The 17,328-nt window shown below is 68.6% G+C and carries 13 protein-coding genes; 3 read left to right on the top strand and 10 right to left on the bottom strand.

The window, feature by feature from the left end; genetic code table 11:
- Nucleotides 1–37: 37 nt before the first annotated feature.
- The 3 genes from UAA55_RS22985 to UAA55_RS22975 all read left to right on the top strand — a co-directional run bounded on the left by UAA55_RS22985 (nt 38) and on the right by UAA55_RS22975 (nt 2,212).
- On the top strand, nt 38–910 hold the full coding sequence (locus tag UAA55_RS22985) for an NAD(P)H-binding protein (RefSeq protein WP_322955654.1): 873 nt from the start codon (nt 38–40) through the stop codon (nt 908–910).
- Between the two features lie 126 nt (nt 911–1,036).
- Complete coding sequence (gene gstA / locus UAA55_RS22980; protein ID WP_322955653.1) at nt 1,037–1,651, top strand: glutathione transferase GstA; 615 nt, start codon at nt 1,037–1,039, stop codon at nt 1,649–1,651.
- A gap of 90 nt (nt 1,652–1,741) precedes the next feature.
- Nucleotides 1,742–2,212, top strand: coding sequence for a DUF2267 domain-containing protein (locus tag UAA55_RS22975; RefSeq protein ID WP_322955651.1), 471 nt, complete (start codon nt 1,742–1,744; stop codon nt 2,210–2,212).
- Here the strand turns inward: UAA55_RS22975 and UAA55_RS22970 are convergent.
- The 10 genes from UAA55_RS22970 to kdpB all read right to left on the bottom strand — a co-directional run bounded on the left by UAA55_RS22970 (nt 2,184) and on the right by kdpB (nt 17,278).
- On the bottom strand, nt 2,184–4,460 hold the full coding sequence (locus UAA55_RS22970) for a glycoside hydrolase family 31 protein (RefSeq protein ID WP_322955649.1): 2,277 nt from the start codon (nt 4,458–4,460) through the stop codon (nt 2,184–2,186). The genes UAA55_RS22975 and UAA55_RS22970 overlap by 29 nt on opposite strands.
- 64 nt (nt 4,461–4,524) lie before the next feature.
- Nucleotides 4,525–5,925 carry an alpha-L-fucosidase gene (locus UAA55_RS22965; protein WP_322955647.1) on the bottom strand — a complete coding sequence of 467 codons (1,401 nt, stop codon included), beginning with the start codon at nt 5,923–5,925 and terminating at the stop codon, nt 4,525–4,527.
- A 22-nt stretch (nt 5,926–5,947) separates the two neighbouring features.
- Nucleotides 5,948–8,377 carry a glycoside hydrolase family 2 TIM barrel-domain containing protein gene (locus tag UAA55_RS22960; protein ID WP_322955646.1) on the bottom strand — a complete coding sequence of 810 codons (2,430 nt, stop codon included), beginning with the start codon at nt 8,375–8,377 and terminating at the stop codon, nt 5,948–5,950.
- 245 nt (nt 8,378–8,622) lie between these two features.
- Nucleotides 8,623–9,180 carry an EF-hand domain-containing protein gene (locus tag UAA55_RS22955; protein WP_322955644.1) on the bottom strand — a complete coding sequence of 186 codons (558 nt, stop codon included), beginning with the start codon at nt 9,178–9,180 and terminating at the stop codon, nt 8,623–8,625.
- A 160-nt stretch (nt 9,181–9,340) separates the two neighbouring features.
- A complete protein-coding gene (locus UAA55_RS22950; protein ID WP_186291296.1) occupies nt 9,341–10,129 on the bottom strand; it encodes a CBS domain-containing protein in 789 nt (262 codons plus the stop codon).
- 123 nt (nt 10,130–10,252) lie between these two features.
- The gene (locus UAA55_RS22945) at nt 10,253–10,768 is read right to left on the bottom strand and encodes a PTS sugar transporter subunit IIA (RefSeq protein WP_088872530.1); all 516 of its coding nucleotides are present in this window, start codon (nt 10,766–10,768) and stop codon (nt 10,253–10,255) included.
- Nucleotides 10,769–10,971: 203 nt separating this feature from the next.
- Nucleotides 10,972–11,673, bottom strand: coding sequence for a response regulator (locus UAA55_RS22940; protein WP_004273188.1), 702 nt, complete (start codon nt 11,671–11,673; stop codon nt 10,972–10,974).
- Between the two features lie 10 nt (nt 11,674–11,683).
- Nucleotides 11,684–14,386 (bottom strand): sensor histidine kinase KdpD, encoded by a 2,703-nt coding sequence (locus tag UAA55_RS22935; RefSeq protein ID WP_322955641.1) that lies wholly within the window; start codon nt 14,384–14,386, stop codon nt 11,684–11,686.
- Between the two features lie 110 nt (nt 14,387–14,496).
- Nucleotides 14,497–15,108, bottom strand: coding sequence for a potassium-transporting ATPase subunit KdpC (gene kdpC / locus UAA55_RS22930; protein WP_322955640.1), 612 nt, complete (start codon nt 15,106–15,108; stop codon nt 14,497–14,499).
- A 16-nt stretch (nt 15,109–15,124) separates the two neighbouring features.
- Nucleotides 15,125–17,278, bottom strand: coding sequence for a potassium-transporting ATPase subunit KdpB (gene kdpB, locus UAA55_RS22925; protein WP_322955638.1), 2,154 nt, complete (start codon nt 17,276–17,278; stop codon nt 15,125–15,127).
- Nucleotides 17,279–17,328 lie beyond the last annotated feature (50 nt).

The following is a 17,328-nucleotide window of genomic DNA, read 5'->3' as shown; positions in this document are numbered from 1 at the left end:
GCCGCACACGGCCGACTTTTGATTGAGGAGAAGGATCATGTACGTCATCACCGGCATCACGGGTAAGGTCGGCGGCGCGGTGGCCGAGGCGCTGCTGGCGGCGCGCCAGCCGGTCCGCGCCGTCGTGCGCGACGCCGCCAAGGGCGCAGCCTGGGCGGCCAAGGGCTGCGAGGTCGCGCAGGCGGCTATGGAGGATGCCGCCGCCCTGACCCGGGCTTTCCAGGGCGCCACCGCCGTCTTCGTCCTGCTGCCGCCCAACTTCGACCCAGAGCCAGGCTACCCCGCCACCCAGGCCATCATCGAGGCGGTGGCGACGGCGCTGGCGGCGGCCCAGCCGCAGCGGGTGGTCAGCCTGTCCACCATCGGCGCCGACGCCCCGCACGACAACCTGCTGACCCAGCACACGTTGAGTGAGCGGCGCCTGGCGGCCTTGGGCCTGCCCATCACCTTCCTGCGCCCCGGCTGGTTCATGGAAAACGCCGCCTGGGACGTGGCCGCCGCGCGCGAAACCGGCGTGTTGCACAGCCACCTGCAGCCGCTGGACCATCCCTTCCCCATGGTCGCCACCCGGGATGTGGGCCGCACCGCCGCCCGCCTGCTGCAGGAGACGTGGGCCGGCCTGCGCGTGGTGGATCTGGAGGGGCCCACCCGGGTTTCCCCCAACGCCCTGGCCCAGGCCTTCACCCAGGCGCTGGACCGTCCGGTGACCGCCCTGGCCGTGCCGCGCGCGACCTGGGAGGCGCAGTTCCGCGCCCAAGGCATGCGGCACCCCGGTCCCCGCATGCGCATGCTGGACGGCTTCAACGAGGGATGGATCGAGTTCCGCGACGCCGGCGCCCACGCGCTGAAGGGTGAAACTTCCCTGGCCCAGGTCATCGCCGCGCTGGTGGCGGGCGATCCGGGACAGTAAAGGGGCGGTGAGCGCGGCCATTTCGCCGCTTGGCATCCGGCAACGCCGCCCTTAGGAATGGACCCCCGTGTCACACGTCCAAGGGCGGCCCTGGACCCAGGGCCCAGAAATGGCAGAGGAAATTCCATGAAGCTCTACTACAAGGCCGGCGCCTGCTCGCTCTCCCCGCACATCGTGGCGCTGGAGGCCGGCCTCGACATCGGCATCGAGGCGGTGGACCTGAAGACCAAGGTGACCGAGACGGGTGCCAACTTCCTGGAAACCAACCCCAAGGGCTCCGTCCCGGCGCTGATCCTGGACGACGGCAGCCTGCTGACCGAGGGTGCCGTGATCGTGCAGTACCTGGCCGACCAGGCCCCCGCCAGCGGCCTGATCCCCGCCGCCGGCAGCGTAATGCGTTACAAGGTGCAGGAGTGGCTGAACTTCATCGCCACGGAGTTGCACAAGGGCTTCAGCCCGCTGTTCAACCCCGCCACGCCGGATGAGGTCAAGGCGATGGCCAAGCAGAACCTGGACCGCCGCTTCGCCCACCTGGAGCGGACGCTGGCCGACGGCCGCAGCTATCTGACCGGCGAGACCTTCACCGTGGCCGACGCCTATGCCTATGTGGTGCTGACCTGGGCGGCCCAGGTCGGCATCGACCTCGCCGCCCATCCCAAGGTCGCCGCCTTCCTCACCCGCGTAGGCCAGCGCCCCAAGGTGCAGGCGGCGCTGAAGGCCGAGGGCTTGCTGGCCGCCTGAGCGGCCCCCCCATGAAGAGAAGGGCCGTCTCCGCCGGGCGGCCCTTCCTTACAATGTCAATGATACCGGCGCGGGAAAGAGGCGGCCCCCATGCCGATCCCCATGGAACTGCAGCACGCGTCCCAGGATTTCGAGCGCTTCCTGGCCGATGCCCGCGACCTCGCCGGCCTAGCCACCCGCAACCAGACCTACACCATGGTGCAGGGGGTGTTGCAGACCTTCCGCCGCCGGCTTGGCCCCGCCGACGCCATCCGCTTCGCCGGCGTGCTGCCGCCGCTGCTGCGCGCCATCTTCGTTACCGACTGGCCGATCGATGAGCCACCAGTACCCTTCACCGACCGCGCCACCATGACGCGCGAGGTGCAGGCCCTGCGCCGCGATCACAACTTCGCGCCCGATACCGCGATCCGCGACGTGGCGGAGGCCCTGCGCCGCCACGTCTACCTGGATGACTTCGACCGTGTGCTGGCCTCATTGCCGGCGGGGGCAGCAGCGTTCTGGAGCGTGCAGCCTTCCGCCATCCCCAGCGCCATCACCGACAGCGCGGCATCGGAACGGTGACGGCAGTGCCCGTGTAAACGATAGTCTTGGCGTCCTCCGCCCCCGGCGTGGCACCGCAGACGACGCGGAAGCTGATGGACGGGGGCATGCCTGGGAAAGTGCCATCCCGCGCCTGGATGGTCAGCCGGCGCTGCTTGTCCGACCAAGCCATGGGAATGACCGCGCGCTTGCCCGCCTGGTAGGCATAGCCGTCGCCCTCATCGTCATACAACTCATACGCGGCGTCGCGGCCGGGGTAGACGCGCAGTTCCAGCGGTTCGTCACTGGGGGCGTCGGCATAGGCTTTGACGGGGCCCAGCGGCACGATGCTGCCCGCGCGCACGAACAGCGGCAGCGTCGCCAGGTCCGCCTTCGCCTCCACCCGCTGCCCGCCCGGCTGCGACGCCCCCGTCCAGAAGTCGAACCACCGGCCGCCGCCCGGCAGGTAGACGCTGCGCGTCACGGCCCCCGCCTGCAGCACGGGTGACACGAGGAACGCCTTGCCGAACATGTACTGGTCGGTGACGCGCAGGGCGTCGGCATCGTCGGGGAAGTCGAAGGCCAGCGCCCGCATCATCGTCCCGCGATGGCTCAGCACATCCCAGGACAGGGAATAGATGTAGGGCAGCAGGCGATAGCGCAGCGTGACGTCGTCGATGAGGATTTTCTGAATCGCCGGGTCGAAGTTCCAGATCTCCTTGCCCTGCCCCGCGCCGTGGATGCGGAACATGGGGTTGAAGACGCCGAACTGGTGCCAGCGCACGAACAGCTCGGCATAGGCCTTGTCCTTCGCCGGGTCGGGGCTGAAGAACCCGCCGATGTCCGCCGACCAGTAGGGCTCGCCGCTCAGCGAGAAATTGAGCGCGGCCGGGATCTGCTTGGCCAGCGTCTCCCAACTGGCGTGAGTGTCCCCCGACCAGGTGATGACACCGTTGCGCTGCTGTCCGGCGTAGGCGGAGCGGGACAGGATGAACACCCGCTTGTCCGGCTGGTCCCGCCGCATGCCGTCATGGACGCCGCCGGTGTGCAGCAGGGGGAAGCTGTTGTTGACGACGATGCCGGGGCCGGCGGCGGTCAGCTGCTCCCGCATCTCGCCGGTCTGGCCGCCCAGCTCGGCCTCATCCCCGTCCAGCCACCAGCCGTCGAAGCCGAGGACGCCCAGGTTCCGCATGACCTGCGACCAGTAGATCTCCCGGCCCTTGGGATTCCAGGCGTCGTACCAGCGGCCGACGCCGGTCGGATAGACATTGTTGAAAGCGTCCGGGAAGGCCGCGCCCGCCTGGTCCAGTTCCGCGAGATTGGCGGTGCCCAAATCGAAGCGCGGCCACACCGAGATGATGGTGTGGACGTGCATGTCATGGATCGCCCCGACCATGGACTTGGGGTCGGGATAGCGCGACGCCTCGAACCGATGGCTGCCCCACTGGCCGGCCGCCCAATACTGCCAATCCTGCACCACGGCATCGATGGGCACGCCCATGTCCCGATACCGGCGCGGAATGGCGACCAGTTCATCCTGGGTGCTGTAGTGCTCCTTGGACTGCCACATGCCCCAGGTCCAGCGGGCCATCAGGGGCACATCCCCGGTGAGCGCGCGATAACCCGCGACCACATCGTCCAGCTTGGGGCCCAGGATGAAATGATAGTCGATGCCCGGCCCCGCCTCGGAGCGGATGCCCAGCGGCGCCTTGCCGGTGGCGATGTCGACATCGGTGACGGAGGCGTTGTTCCACAGCAGGCCGAAGCCCGTGGGCGACACCAGCATGGGGATGCCCACGTCGGTGTTGGCCTGCTGCAGGTGGATAGTGTGGCCGCTATAGTCCAGCAGCCCGTTCTGGTGCTGCCCTAGTCCATAAACCGGCGTCGCGGTCTTGAACCATTGGGTGGCCCCCACCCCGGCGTCACGGTCCCCTTCCTCCAGGATCACATGGTCCTTGGCGTCCAGGAAGGTCACGGCCGCCGTCCGCTTGGCGACGCGGACATGCAGCCGCGCGGTGGTCAGCACATAGGCGTCGGGCGTCTCCTCCACCTGGAAGGCGACAGTGCCGGGTTGGGCGATGACGGCCGGATTGTAGTTGCCGCGATAGCCCGGCGTCCCGAACCGGACGTGGATGATGCCGTCCTGCCAGGGCTCAAGGGTGAGGACACCGCGCTCGGTGCGCAAGGCCAGCGCGCCGGTATCGTCCAGCTTCTGCACCACGGTATCGGCCCGGGCCGCCGACGTGAGCGCCAGGGCCATGCCGACCGCCGGCAGGAAACGCCTGGACATGAAATCCTTCAATGGTGAGCGCATGGTCATCCCTGTCGTTGTTTGTTCATCGGCGACGCGGGGGTCACAGGGGCCGGGGCGCCAGCCCCATGACCGGGCCGTCATAGGACAGCTCGACAATGGCGACGCCATTCCGCAACGCCCCCGGGGGAATGCCGATGTCCGTGCCGCCCTTCCCCTTGTGCACCGTCAAGCTGTCACCCGTCCCGACCAGCCGCGCCCGCAACAGCGTGGGCCCGCCGGGGAACTGTGGAACCGTGACGATCGCGGGAAGGCGGTCGCCCTCCCCGCCCAGCAGATGCAGGAACACGGTGCTGGCCACGCGGGTGGACCCCATGGTCGCCGTCGGCAGGAAGGGCCCGCCCCGCGTCCCGTATATGGCCCGGCCATATTTTTGCAGCCACGCGCCCAGTTCCCCCAGGCGCGCGATCTGGTCCGGGGGGATGTGCCCATCCGGCGCCGGGCCGACATTCACCAGAAGGTTGCCGTCGCGGGTCGCGGTCTGGACCAGCAAGCGAACCAGGTCATCCAGCGGCCGCGGCTTCGCCCCTGGCTGGTATCCCCAGCTGCCGGCCAGGGTTATGCACAGCTCCCAGGGCTGAACATCGTCGAAGCCCCCCAGGTTGGCGGGGTTTTCACGGGTCCGCCAATCGCCGGGAACCGATGTGCGGTCGTTGACCAGAATGTCCGGCTGCAGTTGGTGCAAACGCTGATCGACCTCCGCGTCCCGCCAGGAAAATCGACCCGTATAGGGCTTGCCCCGGTCGCGTGAGGCCCATTTGGCCCCGTCGAACTCCAGCCCGCCAAAGCCCAGCCACTGCTCGCCGCCGCCATCATACCAAAGCAGATCTATCTTGCCGTAGTCCGTCGCCAGTTGCTCAACCTCGCGGTGATACTGGTCGCGCATGGCCTCCGCCGAATCCAGATAGAGATCCGGCATGAAGTACCCCGGGAAGCGCCAATCCAACGGCGAATAATATAGTCCGACACGCAACCCTTCACGGCGGGCCGCATCCGTGTAGCTTTTGACGACGTCCTGCCCGTTGTTGTGGCTGGCGACGTTGAAATCATTCGCTCGCGAGGCGAATAAAGAGAAGCCATCGTGGTGGCGAGCCGTCAGTACCATGTACTTCATGCCCGACTGCCGCGCGACCTTCGCCCACTCGGCGGGAGCCGCGGGATCGGGATGAAAGTCATCCGCGAGCTTCGCATAGTCGTTCCTGGGGATGTGCTCACTGAACATGGCCCATTCGCCATGACCCAGGACCGAATAGACGCCGAAGTGGATGAACATGCCCAGGCGGGCCTGCCGCCACCATGTCACGCGCTGGTCGGCCACGGGCCCGACGCGCACGTCGGACAGGCCGAAGGGCGGCGGCGGCAAGGTCACATCGGCGGCGGCCTCCGCGCCGGCCAGGATGCCGCCACAGAACAAGGACAATGCCAGGAAGCGTCGAATGCGCATGAGCACCCCTGTTCCCGCCGCCTCAGGGGGCGACGGCGTTCAACGTGACGCGTTGCGGCGGCAGGCCGGGAAGGGCGACATCCACGGTGATGGCACCGGCCTGGGTGCCGGCCCGCACGGCGGCGACCACCCGCCCGTGGAAGGTACGACGCTGGCCGGACTGGAAGCTGCCGGCATCCCGCGGGTCGCCGTTGCCCATGCCGGCCAGCGCGCCAGCCCCCGCAACATGCACGGTCACCTGGCGATCGGCGTCCCGCGCATAGACGGGCGTCCCATCGGCATCGGCCAACTCCACCGTCAGATAGGCCAAATCCTCGCCATTGGCCCGCACCGTCGGCCGGTCCAGCGACAGCCGCGCCTGGACGGGCGCGCCAGCGGTGCGCAGTTCCCACCGCCCCGCCGGCTGGCCGTCGCGATAGCCCACGGCGACCAGGCGGCCGGGCGCGTAGGGAACCTGGAAGGTGGTCTTGTATTCGCTGTCCACGCCCACCGGATGACGGCCCAGGCTGCGGTCGTTCAGGAACAGCTCCACCTCCGGGAATTCGGAGTAGACCACCACCTCCAGCGGCTTGCCCTCCTGCCCCGGCCAGGTCCAGCTGGGGTGGACATCATCCAGCGACCAGTCCAGGTGCGGCTGCTGGATGGGGAAGTAATGCCGGTCGGGCAAATCCTCCGTCCCCGGCGGCTGGCGTACGAAGGCGGAAATGGGGTCGTTGCCCGTCTTCCACAGCACCTCGCGGTAATAGGCCGCCGGCCGCTTACGGCCCGTGGCGTCAATCTCGCCGCAATAGGCCAGGGTCCAGGGATAAGGCGCCAGTTTCTGCCAATCCTGGCTGTAGCCCATCCAGCCGATACCGGCCTCGCCGATGTAGTCGACCGCCGTCCAGACGAAATCGCCGATCACCCAGGGCATGGTTTCCACCGGCCGCCAATATTGGAACGCATCCTTGGGCGTGGACTCGGTGGTCAGCATGACCCGGTCGGGGAACTGGACATGGTCCGGGCCGAACAGGTGGGCGCGGTAGTTGTAGCCCGCCACGTCCAGTACGGCGAACTGGCGGGCGTTGTCCGGCCCGTCGATGCTGACCGCCTGGGTCACGGGTCGGCTAGGGTCCAGGCGGCGCACACGCTCCGCCAGCCGCCGGCCCGTCTCCGCCCCCTCCGGCGTGCCTTGCTCCGGTATCTCGTTGCCGATGCTCCAGAACAGCACGCTGGGATGGTTGCGGCCGCTGACCACCAGGCTGTCGAGGTCGGCCGCCCAATCCTGCGCGAAGAAGCGGGCGTAGTCCTGGGCGCGCTTGGGCTTGTCCCAGGCGTCGAACGCCTCGTCGATGACCAGCAAGCCCAGCGCGTCGGCGGCGTCCAGCGTCGCCTGGCTGGCGGGGTTGTGGGCGCTGCGGATGGCGTTGTAGCCGGCGGCCTTCATCAGCGCGACCTTACGCGCGTCCGCGTCGGGCAGGCCGGCGGCCCCGACCATGTAATTGTCGTGGTGGATGTTGCCGCCCTTCAGCACCACCTTTTGACCGTTGATGCGCAGACCCTGGCGCGCATCGACGGTGATGGTGCGGATGCCGAAGCGGGTACGCCGCTCATCCTTCAGCGCGCCGCCCACGCGCACCTGCTGCACCAGGGTGTAGAGATTGGGCGCGTCGGGGGACCATAGCGCCGGCCGGTCCACCAGGAGCGGCTGGTCCAGATCCGCGTGGCCGTTGGCCGGCACCGGCCGTACCTGCCGCGCCTGGGCCACCACGGCGCCGTCGGCCGCCACCACCTGGGACTGCAGTTCGACCGTCGCCGCGTGCGCCGACCGGTTCACCACCGCCGACCGCACCGCCACCTGCCCCCGCTCCGCCGTCGCCACCGGCGTGGTGATGGCCGTGCCCACCGGGTCAAGGTGGACGGGGTCCAGGATGTCCAGGCTGACCGGGCGGATCAGGCCGGTGCCGGCATACCAGCGCGACGACGGATCGGGATGGTTGACCCGCACGGCAATGACATTGTCGCCGGGGCGCACCTTGCCCGTCAGATCGAGGCTGAAGGCGGTGTAGCCATAGCGATGCCGCGCCACCGGCTGGCCATTCAGCCAGATGTCGGCATCCATGTAGACGGCTTCGAAATTCAGGCGGATGACGCGGGTCGCCCGCGCCGCGTCCAGCACCAGGTGCCGGCGGTACCAGGCCTGGCCCCCCGGCAGGTAACCGGAGTCCTGCCCGGCGACCGCCTGCGCGTCGAAAGGCGGCGTGCCATCGGCACGATCATCAATGGAAGCGTCGTGGGGAACGGTGACCAGCCGCCAGTCCTTGTCATCGAAGGCCACGGCCTCGGCGCCCGCCGCCTCGCCGCGGTGGACGCGCCAGCCGGATACCAGGGACAGTTGTTCCGCCACCGCGCCGGTGGACAGGACGGCGAGCAGCGCCGTCAGCGCCAGGACGCGGCCGCAGCTTCGTGGCATCACTCTGACTCCCTGGGCCCGCCTCCCGTATCACAACGGGCCCTTGTTTATTCTGGCGCCACCGGTCAGCCACGGCCGCCCAGCCCGCCATGCGGCAGGCCGGGTGGACCGCGCCTGTGATAGCGCTAACATCCACGCCCATTTGTCTGAGTAATCAGGTTAATGTCAACAGGGCACGGAATGATGGGGGCGAACCGGCACGACGCCCCGCATGACGCCCCCATACGACGCCCCTACCGCACGGGTCACGGCAGGAAGGCCTGGTTATCCCGCATCTGCTTCAGCATGTCCTTGCCGGCGTCGTTCACGACCTGCCCGAAGGCGCCGTACATCATGTCCAGGCTGGCGCGGGCGACGGGCCCGCCGGGGTCAGTCTTCTCTGGCGGGATCCAGGGATATTCGCCGCCGTCCTCCTCCCCCGTTCGCGGATTGACCAAGGACACCAGGTGCCGGGTCTCGACATAGCCATGGTCTGTCATGTCCTTGGTCTGTGCCAGGAGGTGCAGGGTGGGGCCGGTCAGGCTGCCACCCGGGAAGCTGGACATGAAGCGCTGCTTATCGACCGTTTTCGTGCCATCCGCGCTCAGCTTTCCAAACAGCGCGTCGGCATCGGCCTTGCCGCCCTGTCCGGACGCGACGGCGGCCTCAATTTCCTTGGCACTGAGGACGCCATCCTTGTCGGTATCGCCGACCTCGAAAATCTGGGTCAGCGCCGACTGCCTGGCGGCGGTGTCATCGCCGGGCGACCCAAGGTGGTTGACACCGGTGGCGACCCCGCGATTGATGACAGGCATCATGTTCATCGCTCCCCTCCCACAAATCTATCGATGGGTGACGGACAACAAACATGCAACTTTTAAGCCAGATCCAAACCCTTGATTCCAGGAACGTCGTCCGCCGGCGACACCGGAAAGGGCGGGTGCCGCCGGTCAAAATCTGCCGAACCGCCCGGCGAAAGATGCCTCAAGCCACGAAGGCGTTGTCGACGCCGGCCCAGCCGGGCAGGCCTTCGGCCACCACCAGATGGTCGCGCACCTCCCGCACGCCGGGACCGTTCTCCGCCACCACGCGGAAGGCCTGGGCCACCCGGGCGTCATAGACGGCGCCGGTCAGGGTGACGACGCCGTTTTCCACCACCACGTCCACTCGGCTGTCGGCCCACCAGCGCTTGTCGGCCAATTCCATCAGCAGACGGTAGCGGATTTCGGCGTCCAGCAGCGGCGGCTCCTCCCCCGGAGGGGTGGCCAGGTCGAAGGTGTGCAGCAGGGCCCGCACCACGTCGGCGCGGCTGATGACACCGGCCAGGTGGCCGTGGGCCAGCACCGGCAGCCGCTTCACCTTGCGGCCATCCATCAGGGCGACGGCGGTGGCGATGTCGTCGTCCACTTCCACGGTCAGGACGTCGCGGGTCATCACCTCCGCCACCCGGCGGCCGTGCATCTTGCTGTACTGGTCCGCCTGGTCGCCCGGGGTGGTGAACATGCGCTGCCACCAGCGGTCGTGGACCTCGGTCCCCGTTTCGGCCCGGCGCATCAGGTCGCCCTCGGTCAGGACGCCGACGACGCGGCAGCCGCCACCATCGGCGGCGACGTCATCCTCCACTACGGGCAGGCCGCTGATGCGATTGCGCACCATCAGGCGCAAGGCGTCGACCAGGGGCGTGTCCGGGCGAACGGTCAGGACGCCCGGCGTCATGATCTGGCGAACGGCGGTGGGCTTGAAAATCTCTAAGGTCGGGGCGGGCGCGGTCATGACGGCATCCTCCGGTTGGGATGGGGCCATCATGGGCTCAAGGCCGGAGCGCGTCCTTGATGCGGCTCAATTCAGCGGCCGCATGTGTCCCGAAAAAAAACGGTGACCGAAAAAACGGTGACCTCAGCAGGCGGCCCCGGCATCCAGGATGGGGGCGACCAGGGCGTGCAGGGACAGAGCATCCGGCGCGGCGCGCAGGGTGGCGGCCAGACCGGGGGTGCGCAGGGCGCGGCTGATGCGGGCCAGGGCTTGCAGATGGGCGTTGCCGCAATGGACGGGGGTGAGCAGGCCGAAGACCAGATCCACGGGCGCACCGTCGATGGCCTCGAACTCCACCGGCTTGGCCAAGCGGACGAAGGCGCCGATGGGGCGGCTGATGCTGCTGAAGCGGGCGTGGGGGATGGCGATGCCGGCGCCCACGCCGGTGGAGCCCAGCGCCTCACGGGCGCGCAGATCGTCCAGGACGGCACCGACATCCAGCGCGCCGGCGGCGGCGATGCGCAGGGCGATTTCCTTCAGGACGGCGTCCTTGGAGGCCGCCGTGACGCCCAGCCCGACGGAGGACGGCGCCAAGGAGGAACCGGCGCCGGTGGGGCCGCTAGTGGGAGCCGATGACGGATCGGATGCGATCGACGCCATGACGTCAGCGACCTTGGGAGCGGCGAAGGCCCATCGGGACGCCACGCTGGAGCGGAGCATGAAAACAACCGTACTGGTGACCGATGGCCGTCAAATAAGCGATCTCGGGGGCTTTGGGAAGCCCCAACTGCGACAGCATAACGCGCCTGCCCGCAGGGTATGGATGCCCGTCCATGATTCGTTTCCTTAAGATCCCTATCGAATCAAAGGGATTCGTCGCTAATGACCAGGCGGTAGCCGATGCCGGGTTCCGTCTGAATGATTCCCGGCGCGTTGGGGTCGCTTTCAATCTTCTGGCGCAGCATGCGGATATAGACCCGCAAGTACTGCACCTCGTCTTCCTTGGCGGGCCCCCAGACTTCCTTGAGGATTTGCCGGTGGGTCAGGATCTTGCCGGCGTGCGCCGCCAGGAAGCGCAGCAGGTCGAACTCCGTGGGCGACAGGTGCAGCTTTTCCTCGCCCCGTGTGACCTGCCGGTTGATGAGGTCGATGGCCAGCCCGCCGGCGGTCACCACCGACCGGCCGCCCTGCTGCTGCACGGCATGGCGCAGGGCCGCGCGGATGCGGGCCATCAGCTCCGCCGTGCCGAAAGGCTTGGTGACATAGTCGTCGGCGCCCAGGTCCAGTGCCGCCACCTTGTCCTCCTCCTGGTCGCGGCTGGACAGGATGATGATGGGCGTGGGGCGCTCGGCCTTCAGCTTGCCCACCAGATCCAGGCCGTCGCCGTCGGGCAGTCCCAGATCCAGCAGGATGAGGTCCACGCCCGGCAGGCGCGCCTGCACCAGCCCCTCCTGCGCCGTCGCCGCCTCCACCAAGGTCCAGCCTTGGGGGGCCAGCACGGCGCGCAGCAGGCGGCGGATGGCCACCTCGTCCTCGATCACCAGGATGCGATGGGGTTTGCTCATGATCTCGACCCTATTCCAACATCCAGGCATCAAGCGCGTCATCGGTGGGCAGCGTCAATTCGAACACGGCGCCGGTCTTGTCCGTGCGGTTGGCGGCCTTGATGGTGCCGCCCAGGGCCGTCATGAAGCCGCGGCAGATGGCCAGGCCCAGGCCGGTGCCGGCCTGGCGGTGGTCCCGCGCCTCCACCCGGTAGAACTTGTCGAAGATGCGCTCCAGGCTGTCGGGCGGGATGCCCACGCCCTCATCCATCACGCGGATGACGACATGGTTGTGCCGGCGCGCCGCGCTCACGCCCACCCTGCCCTCGGGCCCGGAATACTTGGCGGCGTTGTCCAGCAGGTTGAACAGCACCTGTTCCAGCAGCAGGTAGTCGGTGCGCACCAGCGGCAGGTCGGCCGCCAGGTCCAGGTCCAGCGGCCGGCCGGCCAGGATGGGCTTGGCCCGCTGGGTGGCGGTGTGCACCACGTCCACCAGGTCCGTCGGCTCGCGGCGGATGTCCAGCCCGGCCTCCAGCCGCGTCATGTCCAGCAGGTTGCGCACGAAGCGTCCCATGCGCTCCGCTTCCACCAGCAAGTCGCCGGTCAGCTGCGCGCGGGTGGCGGGCTCCAGCCCTTCCCCCTCGCTCTTCAGGGTGGTGGCGGTGCCGATGATGGCGGCCAGCGGCGTGCGCAAATCGTGCGACAGCGAGGTCAGCATGGCGGAGCGTAAGCGTTCCGTCTCTCCCTCCAGCCGGGCCTTGTCGATGTCCTGCACCAGCTTCACGCGCTCGATGGCCACGGCCGCCTGGTCCATGATGGCGTCCAGCAGGCGGCGCTGGTCCGGCGTCAGGATGGGGCCGGGATCGTCGGTGTCCACCCCCACCACCGCCACCACGCCGCGTTCCGTGCGCACGGGCAGGAACAGGCGCTGGGTACCCGGTAGCGTGGGGGCGCCGCGCCCCGCCGGCTTGGCGTTGTCATAGGCCCAGCGCGCGGCGGCCAGATCCATCTCCCCCACCTGGTCCTCCGGCGGGTAGCCCGCCCGCACCTCCAGCGCGCCGTGGTCGTCGGGCATCAGCAGCACGACGCGCACCTTCAGCAGCAGCGCCACCTGGTGGGTGGTGGCCCACAGCAAATCCTCCATCTCGCCGATGCCGGCCAGCTTGCGCGCGAAGGAGAACATCTGCGCGGTGATGCGGGCGCGGTTGGCGGCGATGGTCGCCTGTTCCCGCACCCGCGCCGTCAGGCGGCTGGTGAAGACGGCGACGATGGTGAAGAACACCAGCGCCACCACGTTGGAGGGATCGCGGATGGTGAAGGTGTACAGCGGCGGCAGGAAGAAGAAGTTGTAGGCCAGCACGCTGAGGCAGGAGGCGAACAGCGAGGGGCCGTAACCGTGCAGGATGGCGCTGGCCAGGACGGCGGCGATGTAGACGAGCGAGAGGTTGCGCACGTCCATGGTGTTGCCCAGCAGGCTGCCCACCACGGTGGCCAGGCCCACCATCAGCGTCGCCACGCCATAGGGCTGCCACGCCAGGCCGCTGGACTCCGGCCGGGTGCGCACCATCTTGGGCGGGATCTCGTCCGCCTCCACCGCGTCGCCGGCGATGACGTGGACGGAGATGGTGCCGGCCTTGCGCACCAGCTCATGCACCACCGAGCCGTGCACGATCTCGAACCAGCGCGGCCGTTCGGACTTGCCGATGATGATGTGGGTGAAGTTGTTGGCGCGGGCGTAGCCCAGCACGTCGGCGGCGATGGTGCGGCCGGGTACGGTGATGGCCTCGCCCCCCAGCTGCTCCGCCAGGCGCAGGGTGTCGGCGATGCGGTCGCGCGCCGCCTCCGTCAGGCGCTGGGTGCGCGCGGTCTCCACGTAAAGGGCGGTGAAGCGGGTCTTCAGCCGGTCGGCCAGGCGCTTGGCGTAGCGCACCAGGCCGCCGGCGGTCCTGTCCTCGGACACGCAGACCAGCACGCGGTCACCCGCCGCCCAAGGGCCCTGGATGGCATGGCGCTGCATATAGGACAGCATCTGGTCGTCCACCCGCTGCGCCGTGCGCCGCAGCGCCAGTTCGCGCAGGGCCGTCAGGTTGCCGGGGGAGAAATAATGCTTCAGCGCCCGCTGCGCCTGCTCGCGGATATAGACCTTGCCCTCGTTCAGGCGCTTGATCAGGTCCTGCGGCGGCAGGTCGATGACCTCGATCTCGTCCGCCATCTCCAGCACGCTGTCGGGCACCGTCTCGCGCACACGGATGCGGGTGATCTGCGCCACCACGTCGTTCAGGCTTTCCACATGCTGGATGTTCAGCGTGGTCAGCACGTCGATGCCGGCGGTCAGCAACTCCTCCACATCGGAATAGCGCTTGGCGTGGCGGCTACCCGCCGCGTTGGTGTGGGCCAGTTCATCCACCAGGGCCAGGCGGGGACGGCGGCGCAGCAGGGCGTCGATGTCCATCTCCTCCAGGGTGCGGCCCTTGTACTCCAGCACCCGGCGGGGCACGACCTCCAGCCCGGCCACCATGGCCTCGGTCTCGCGTCGGCCGTGGGTCTCCACCACGCCCACCACCACGTCCACGCCCTCCGCCTTCAGCTGCCGCGCCGTTTCCAGCATCTGGTAGGTCTTGCCCACGCCCGGGGCGGCACCCAGGTAGATGCGCAGCTTGCCTCGGCGCTCCTGCATGGCCTGGCTCAGCAGGGCGTCCGGCGACGGGCGGTTGGTGTAGTCGGCGTTGGTCACGGGTGGTCTTTCGAAGGCCCAAGCGCAAACGGCAAAAGCCGCCGCCCCGGAACGTTGGCCGACAATAGCGCCAACGGATCCGAAGCGGCGAGCTTTTCCCTTTAAGACAATCAGTTACCTGATGGGTGCGCCGCGTCCAGGGCGCGGTTCAGCGCCAGGACGTTCACGTGCGGCTCCCCGATCAGGCCCAGCAGGCGGCCCTCGACATGGGCGTCCACCAGGCCGCGCACGGCGGCCTCGGTCATGCCCCTCGCCTTCGCCACGCGCGCCACCTGGTAATAGGCGCCGGCGGGCGAGATGTCGGGGTCCAGGCCGCTGGCCGACGCGGTCACCAGGTCCACCGGCACAGGGTGGTCCTTGGTGGCGCCATACTTCTCCGCGTCACCGGCGATGCGATCGACCAGCGCCTTGGAGGTAGGACCCAGGTTGGAACCCATGGAGTTGGCGGCGTTGTAGGGGGCGGCGACGGTCTTGGTGCTGTCGTTGGGGTCGGTGTCGGTGGTCACCGACGGGCGGCCCCAGAAGTACTTCTCCGACGTGAAGTTCTGCCCGATCAGGGTGGACCCGACGACCGTGCCGTCCTTGGCGGTGATCAGGCTGCCGTTGGCCTGGTGCGGGAACAGGACGCGGGCGATTCCGGTCATGCCCAGGGGATAGATCAGGCCGCAGACGACGGTGAAGAAGACGGCCAGCGAGATGGCCGGACGGATTTGCTTGAGCATGGCTCTCGGGCCTCCTTTAGGCCAGGCCGACGGCGGTCACGACCATGTCGATGGCCTTGATGCCGATGAAGGGGATGATGATGCCGCCCAGGCCATAGACCAGCATGTTGCGCGACAGCAGGCTGGCAGCCGGCAGGGCGCGGTACCGCACGCCCTTCAGGGCCAGCGGGATCAGCGCGATGATGACCAGGGCGTTGAAGATGATGGCCGACAGGATGGCCGACTGCGGTGTGGCCAGGTGCATGATGTTCAGGGCGTTCAGCGCCGGGTACAGGCCCGCGAACATCGCCGGGATGATGGCGAAGTACTTGGCCACGTCATTGGCGATGGAGAAGGTCGTCAACGCGCCGCGGGTCATCAGCAGCTGCTTGCCGATGCCGACGATCTCGATCAGCTTCGTCGGGTCGCTGTCCAGGTCCACCATGTTGCCGGCCTCGCGGGCGGCCTGGGTGCCGGTGTTCATGGCCACGCCCACGTCCGCCTGGGCCAGGGCCGGGGCGTCGTTGGTGCCGTCGCCGCACATGGCGACCAGGCGGCCCTCGGCCTGTTCCTTGCGGATCAGGGCCAGCTTGTCCTCCGGCGTGGCCTGGGCCAGGAAGTCGTCCACGCCCGCCTCGGCCGCGATGGCGGCGGCGGTCAGCGGGTTGTCGCCCGTGATCATCACCGTGCGGATGCCCATGCGGCGCAGTTCGGCGAAGCGGTCGCGGATGCCGCCCTTGACGATGTCCTTCAGGTGGATGACGCCCAGCACCCGGTCGTTGCGCACTACGGCCAGCGGCGTGCCGCCGGCCTTGGCGATGCGCTCGGTGATGGCCTCCAGCTCCGGATGGCGCACCGGCTGGCTGCCCCGCAGGGCCGTCACGTGGCGCAGCACGGCGTCAACCGCGCCCTTGCGGATCTGGATGCCGCCGTCCCCATTCACCCCAATCAGATCGACACCGCTCATGCGGGTCTGCGCCGCGAAGGGGACGAAGCGGGCGTTCAGGTGGCCCATGTCCTTGCCGCGCAGGCCATACTTCTCCTTGGCCAGCACGACGATGGAGCGGCCCTCTGGCGTCTCGTCGCTCAGCGACGACAGCTGCGCGGCCTCCGCCAGTTCCTTGTCGGTCACGCCCGAGACAGGGATGAACTCGGCGGCGTGGCGGTTGCCCAGGGTGATGGTGCCGGTCTTGTCCAGCAGCAGGGTATCGACGTCGCCCGCCGCCTCCACCGCGCGGCCGGACATGGCCAGGACGTTGAAGCGCACCAGGCGGTCCATGCCGGCGATGCCGATGGCGGACAGCAGGGCGCCGATGGTGGTGGGGATCAGGGTGACGAACAGCGCCACCAGCACCACCACCGACACCGTGCCGCCGGCGTAGGCCGCGAAGCCCGGGATGGTGACGACCGCCAGGATGAAGATCAGGCTCATGCCCACCAGCAGGATGTTGAGCGCGATCTCGTTGGGGGTCTTCTGCCGCTCCGCCCCCTCGACCAGCGCGATCATGCGGTCAAGGAAGGTGGAGCCTTGCGCCGCCGTGATGCGGACGATGATGCGGTCCGACAGCACGCGGGTGCCGCCGGTGACGGCCGAGCGGTCGCCGCCGCTTTCGCGGATCACGGGTGCCGATTCACCGGTGATGGCGGACTCGTCCACGGTGGCGATGCCGTCGACGATCTCACCATCGCTGGGGATGATGTCGCCGGCGTCGACCACCACGTGGTCACCCACCTTCAGGTCGGCGGCCCCCACCGTCTGAAAGCTGGTGACGGCCGCCCCCCTGGCGACCATGGGGCCGGTCAGGCGCTTGGCCACCGTCTCGGTGCGGGTCTTGCGCAGGCTGTCGGCCTGGGCTTTGCCCCGGCCCTCGGCCACGGCTTCGGCGAAGTTGGCGAACAGCACCGTGAACCACAGCCACAGCACGATCTGGAAGGAGAAGCCGGTGCCCTGGGCGCCGGTGGCCAGGTCGCGGGCCAGCAGCACGGTGGTCAGCAGGGCCACCGCCGCCACCAGGAACATGACGGGGTTACGCACCAGGGTGGCGGGGTTCAGCTTGGTGAAGCTGGCCTTGACCGCCGGGCCCAGGATGGCGGGATCCAGCAGCGTGGACTTCGTCGACCGGCGGGTCGACGCCGGCGCCGGCTGGGGGGCCGGCTGCTGCCCCGGGTGGAACACGGAAGGGGATGACATCTCAAAATCTCCGAAGAACGGATGACGCCAGTGCAAGGCTTCTACCCGGG

The sequence above is a fragment of the Nitrospirillum guanabarense genome (assembly GCF_034653355.1).
In the GTDB taxonomy this organism is placed as follows: domain Bacteria; phylum Pseudomonadota; class Alphaproteobacteria; order Azospirillales; family Azospirillaceae; genus Nitrospirillum.
Note: the sequence above shows the minus strand (reverse complement) of the source record. Positions and strands in the feature narration are given on the sequence as shown.

Coding starts and splice junctions, on each gene's coding strand:
- UAA55_RS22985 (WP_322955654.1), top strand. CDS start 38: ATGTACGTCATCACCGGCATCACGGGTAAGGTCGGCGGCGCGGTGGCC.
- gstA (WP_322955653.1), top strand. CDS start 1,037: ATGAAGCTCTACTACAAGGCCGGCGCCTGCTCGCTCTCCCCGCACATC.
- UAA55_RS22975 (WP_322955651.1), top strand. CDS start 1,742: ATGCCGATCCCCATGGAACTGCAGCACGCGTCCCAGGATTTCGAGCGC.
- UAA55_RS22970 (WP_322955649.1), bottom strand. CDS start 4,460: ATGTCCAGGCGTTTCCTGCCGGCGGTCGGCATGGCCCTGGCGCTCACG.
- UAA55_RS22965 (WP_322955647.1), bottom strand. CDS start 5,925: ATGCGCATTCGACGCTTCCTGGCATTGTCCTTGTTCTGTGGCGGCATC.
- UAA55_RS22960 (WP_322955646.1), bottom strand. CDS start 8,377: ATGCCACGAAGCTGCGGCCGCGTCCTGGCGCTGACGGCGCTGCTCGCC.
- UAA55_RS22955 (WP_322955644.1), bottom strand. CDS start 9,180: ATGAACATGATGCCTGTCATCAATCGCGGGGTCGCCACCGGTGTCAAC.
- UAA55_RS22950 (WP_186291296.1), bottom strand. CDS start 10,129: ATGACCGCGCCCGCCCCGACCTTAGAGATTTTCAAGCCCACCGCCGTT.
- UAA55_RS22945 (WP_088872530.1), bottom strand. CDS start 10,768: ATGGCGTCGATCGCATCCGATCCGTCATCGGCTCCCACTAGCGGCCCC.
- UAA55_RS22940 (WP_004273188.1), bottom strand. CDS start 11,673: ATGAGCAAACCCCATCGCATCCTGGTGATCGAGGACGAGGTGGCCATC.
- kdpC (WP_322955640.1), bottom strand. CDS start 15,108: ATGCTCAAGCAAATCCGTCCGGCCATCTCGCTGGCCGTCTTCTTCACC.
- kdpB (WP_322955638.1), bottom strand. CDS start 17,278: ATGTCATCCCCTTCCGTGTTCCACCCGGGGCAGCAGCCGGCCCCCCAG.